The organism is Mitsuaria sp. TWR114 (assembly GCF_007997345.1).
Genome location: NZ_VOSR01000071.1, coordinates 1 through 4,278 on the forward strand (window position 1 = coordinate 1; position 4,278 = coordinate 4,278).

The following is a 4,278-nucleotide window of genomic DNA, read 5'->3' on the forward strand; positions in this document are numbered from 1 at the left end:
CAGGTGCGGCAGCTCGGCCGCCTTCTGGACGTCGTACTGCGCGCGCACCATCTCGACATTGAGCGCGGCCAGGCGCAGGTCGCGGTTGTGGGTCAGCGCGAGCTCGATCAGCCGCTGCAGCGCCGGGTCGTTGAACAGGGTCCGCCAGCCGAGGTCGGCGGCGGTCCGGTCGGTCACCGGATCGTCCCGCAGCGGATAGGCGGCGGGCACCGGGCTGGCGGGGCGCTCCAGCGGCGGCGTCAGCGCGCAGCCGGTCAGCATCGCGGCCGCCGCGAGGGCGATGAACATCATCTTCATGCGGGCTCCCGGGAGGAATGGCGGTTGTTGTTGTCGTCGTTGTTGTCGTCGCCGTCGTCGCTGCCACTGCCGGCGCGCGGGCCGGCCGGCGTCGACACTGACCGCCCGCGCCACGCGGCGAGGCGCTCCTGCAGGCCCATCACGAAGACGAAGAAGACCGGCACGAACACCACCGCCAGGACCGTGGCGCTGACCATGCCGCCGAAGACGCCGGTGCCGATGGCGCGCTGGGTCTCGGCGCTCGCGCCGGAGGCCAACATCAGCGGCACCACGCCCAGCACGAAGGCCAGCGAGGTCATCAGGATCGGCCGCAGGCGCATCCGCGCGGCGGTCACCACCGCGTCGACCAGACCACGGCCCTCCTCCCGCAGCTGCTTGGCGAATTCGACGATCAGGATCGCGTTCTTCGCGGACAGCCCGATCACCGTGATCATCCCGACCTTGAAGAAGACGTCGTTGGGCAGGCCGCGCAGCAGCACCGCCGCAACCGCGCCGATCAGGCCGAGCGGGACGACCAGCATCACCGACAGCGGGATGGACCAGCTCTCGTAGAGCGCCGCCAGCACCAGGAAGACGACCAGCATCGACAGCGCCAGCAGCATCGGCGCTTGCGCGGCGGACTCGCGCTCCTGCAGCGACTGGCCGGTCCATGCGACGGTGAAGCCCGGCGGCAGCTGCGCCGCCAGCCGTTCCATCTCGGCCATCGCCTCGCCGCTGGAGGTCGGGTAGTTGGCGCTGCCCGAGAGGCGCGCGGCCAGGTAGCCCTGGTACCGCGCCAGCTGCAGCGGCGTCTCGCTCCAGACCGGCCGGACCAGCTCCGACAGCTGCACCAGGCCGCCTGCGCCATTGCGCACGGTGAGCTTGAGCACGTCGTCCAGCTGCATGCGGGCCGGCGCGTCGGCCTGCACGATCACCTGCTGCATCCGGCCCCGGTTCGGGAAGTCATTGACGTAGAGCGAGCCCATCGCCGTGGACACGGTGTCGCTGATGTCGTTGAACTCGACGCCCAGCGCCTGCGCCTTCTGGCGGTCGATCTCCAGCCGCACGCCGGTGGCCGGCGGCAGGCCTTCCGGATACACGCCGGTCACCGCGCTGCTCTGCGCCGCCAGCTCCAGCAGCTTGGCCTGCGCCGCCTGCAGCGCCGCAGCGCCCTGGTGGCCCTGGTCGACCAGCCGCATCGTGAAGCCGTAGGAATTCCCCAGCTCCTCGATGGCCGGCGGCATCAGGCTCATCACCATGCCCTCGGTGCCGGCCAGCGCCTCCTGGGCGCGCCGGGCCTCGTCGGCCGTGGTGGCGCCGTCACGGCGGTCCCAGGGCTTCATGTTGGTGAAGGCCATCGCCGCGTTCGGGCCGGAGCCCGAGAAGCCGAAGCCCAGCACCGCCATGTTGCTGTCGACGCCGGGGCGCGTGGCCAGGTGGCGCTCGTAGGCGCGGATCGAGTCCATCGTGCGCTCGGTCGTCGCGTCCGAGGGCAGCTGGAACATCGTCATGAAGTAGCCCTGGTCCTCCTCCGGCAGGAACGAGGACGGCAGCACGCGCAGCGCCGCGACCAGCGCGCCCGACAGCGCCAGGAAGACCAGCATCATCCGCCCGCTGCGCGCGACCAGCCGCAGCACGCCGGACTCGTAGCGGCGCGTCAGCCGGTCGAAGCACCGGTTGAACCAGCCGAAGAAGCCGCGCTTCTCATGGTGGCCGGCCGGGATGGGCTTGAGCAGCGTGGCGCACAGCGCGGGCGTCAGGCTCAGCGCGAGGAAGGCCGAGAACAGGATGGACACCGCCATCGACAGCGCGAACTGCTGGTAGATCACGCCGACCGACCCGCTGGAGAAGGCCATCGGCAGAAACACCGCGGTCAGCACCAGCGTGATGCCGACGACCGCGCCGGTGATCTCCTTCATCGCCTTGACCGTCGCCTCGCGCGGCCCCAGGCCCTCCTCCGCCATCAGCCGCTCGACGTTCTCGACGACCACGATCGCGTCGTCCACGATGATGCCAATCGCCAGCACCATGCCGAACATGGTCAGCACGTTGACCGAGAAGCCGGCCAGCAGCATCACCGCCAGCGTGCCCAGCAGCGCGATCGGCGCGACGATCGCCGGGATCAGCGTGTAGCGCAGGTTCTGCAGGAACAGGTACATCACGAGGAAGACCAGCACCATCGCCTCGAGCAGCGTGTGCACGACCTGCTCGATCGAGAGCTTCACGAAAGGCGCCGTCTCGAACGGCACCGAGTAGCTCAGCCCCTTGGGCAGCGCCGGCTTGAGCTGCTCGATCCGGTCCAGCACCGCCTGCGCGGTCTTGACCGCGTTGCCGCCCGGCGCCAGCTGCACCGCGAGCGCGGATGCCGCCTTGCCGTTCTCGCTGATGACGAAGCCGTAGGACTGCGCGCCCAGCTCGACCCGGGCGACGTCGCGCAGCAGCAGCCGCGAGCCATCGGCATTGGCGCGCAGCACGATGGCCGCGAACTCCTCGGGCGAGCCGAGCTGGCCTTCCACCGTCAGCGGCACCGTCACCCGCTGGCCCGCGGTGGCGGGCGAGTCGCCCAGCCGCCCCGGCGAGATCTGCACGTTCTGGCGCGCGATGGCGCCGCTGACGTCCGACATGCCCAGCCCGTAGCCGATCAGCTTGACCGGGTCGACCCAGACCCGCATTGCCTGCTCCGCGCCGAACAGCTGCACCCGGCCGACGCCGTCGATGCGGCGCAGTTCCTCGACGGTGTTGCGCGCGAGGTAGTCGCTCAGCGCGGTCTCGTCGACGCCGCCGTCGTCGGCCCGCAGGCCGATGATCATCAGGAAGGAGGACGAGGCGGACTCGACGACCAGGCCGTTCTGGCGCACCGCCTGTGGCAGCCGGGCCTCCACGGCCTTGATGCGGTTCTGCACGTCGACCTGCGCCATCGCCGGATCGGTGCCCGGCTTGAAGGTCGCGGTGATGCTGGCTTGGCCGGAGGTGTCGGCGGTGGACTCGAAGTAGAGCAGCCCCTTCACGCCGGACAGCTCATGCTCGATGAGGCTCACGACGCCGTCGTTCAGCGACTGCGGCGTCGCACCGGGCGAGGTGGCGGAGATGGTCACCGACGGCGGCGCCACCGAGGGATAGCGGGCGATCGGCAGCTGCGGCAGCGCGATCAACCCGAACAGCACGATGAACAGCGCGATGACCCAGGCGAAGACGGGCCGCTGGATGAAGAACTGAGGCATGGGTCGCTCCTCAGCGCACGGCTGCGGTGGAGGCGGCGGCCAGCGGCGATGCGGCCTCGCTCGCGACCACCTGCGTCTTCACGCCTTCGACCAGCCGGTCCATGCCGGTGACCACGACCCGGTCGCCGGCGCGCAGGCCGGTGCTGACGCGGTAGTGGCGGTCAACCAGTTCGCCCAGCTGCACCGTGACGCGGCGGGCCTCGCCGGTGCCCGACAGCACCCAGACCTGCGTGCCCATGGCGCCGCGCTGCACCGCCTGCTGCGGCACGCGCAGCGCCTGGTCATAGGCGCTGCTCGAGAGGCGGGCTCGCACGAACATGCCGGGCAGCAGTTCGCGGCGGGGGTTGTCGACCAGCACGCGCATCAGCACGTCGCCCGTGCCCGCGTCCACGGACATGCCCGAGAACAGCACGCGCGCCTTCAGGTCGAGCGGCGCGCCGTCGGCGCCCAGGACGGTGACGGGCACGCCGGCACCCGCCCCTTCTTCGGCCCGGCCCTTGCCGGCGATCTCGAGCCGGCGCCGCAGCGGCGCCAGCGCGGCCGCGGGCTGGCGCACGTCGACATAGACCTGGTCGATCTGGACGATGCGCGCCAGCGGCGTGGCGTCGGTCGCGGCGACCAGCGCACCCTCGGTCTGCAGGGCCTGGTCGATGCGGCCGGCGATCGGCGCCTCGACGGTGGCGAACGCCAGGTCGAGCTGCCGGCGCCGATGCGTGGCGCGGGCCTGCGCCACGTCGGCGGCGGCGAGGTCGCGCTCGGTGGTGGCGTCGTCGAAGGCCTG

General features: G+C 71.3%; 2 protein-coding genes and 1 pseudogene. All 3 read right to left on the minus strand.

Annotated elements, in window-relative coordinates:
• Nucleotides 1-297 (minus strand): annotated as a pseudogene (locus FUT87_RS03875) (hypothetical protein); the annotation flags it as partial.
• Nucleotides 294-3,497, minus strand: coding sequence for a multidrug efflux RND transporter permease subunit (locus FUT87_RS03880; RefSeq protein WP_147240146.1), 3,204 nt, complete (start codon nucleotides 3,495-3,497; stop codon nucleotides 294-296). The gene FUT87_RS03880 and the pseudogene FUT87_RS03875, both read right to left, overlap by 4 nt.
• 10 nt (nucleotides 3,498-3,507) lie before the next feature.
• Nucleotides 3,508-4,278: efflux RND transporter periplasmic adaptor subunit (locus FUT87_RS03885; protein WP_147240147.1), on the minus strand; the 771-nt coding region annotated here is incomplete at its 5' end.

Coding starts and splice junctions, on each gene's coding strand:
- FUT87_RS03880 (WP_147240146.1), bottom strand. CDS start 3,497: ATGCCTCAGTTCTTCATCCAGCGGCCCGTCTTCGCCTGGGTCATCGCG.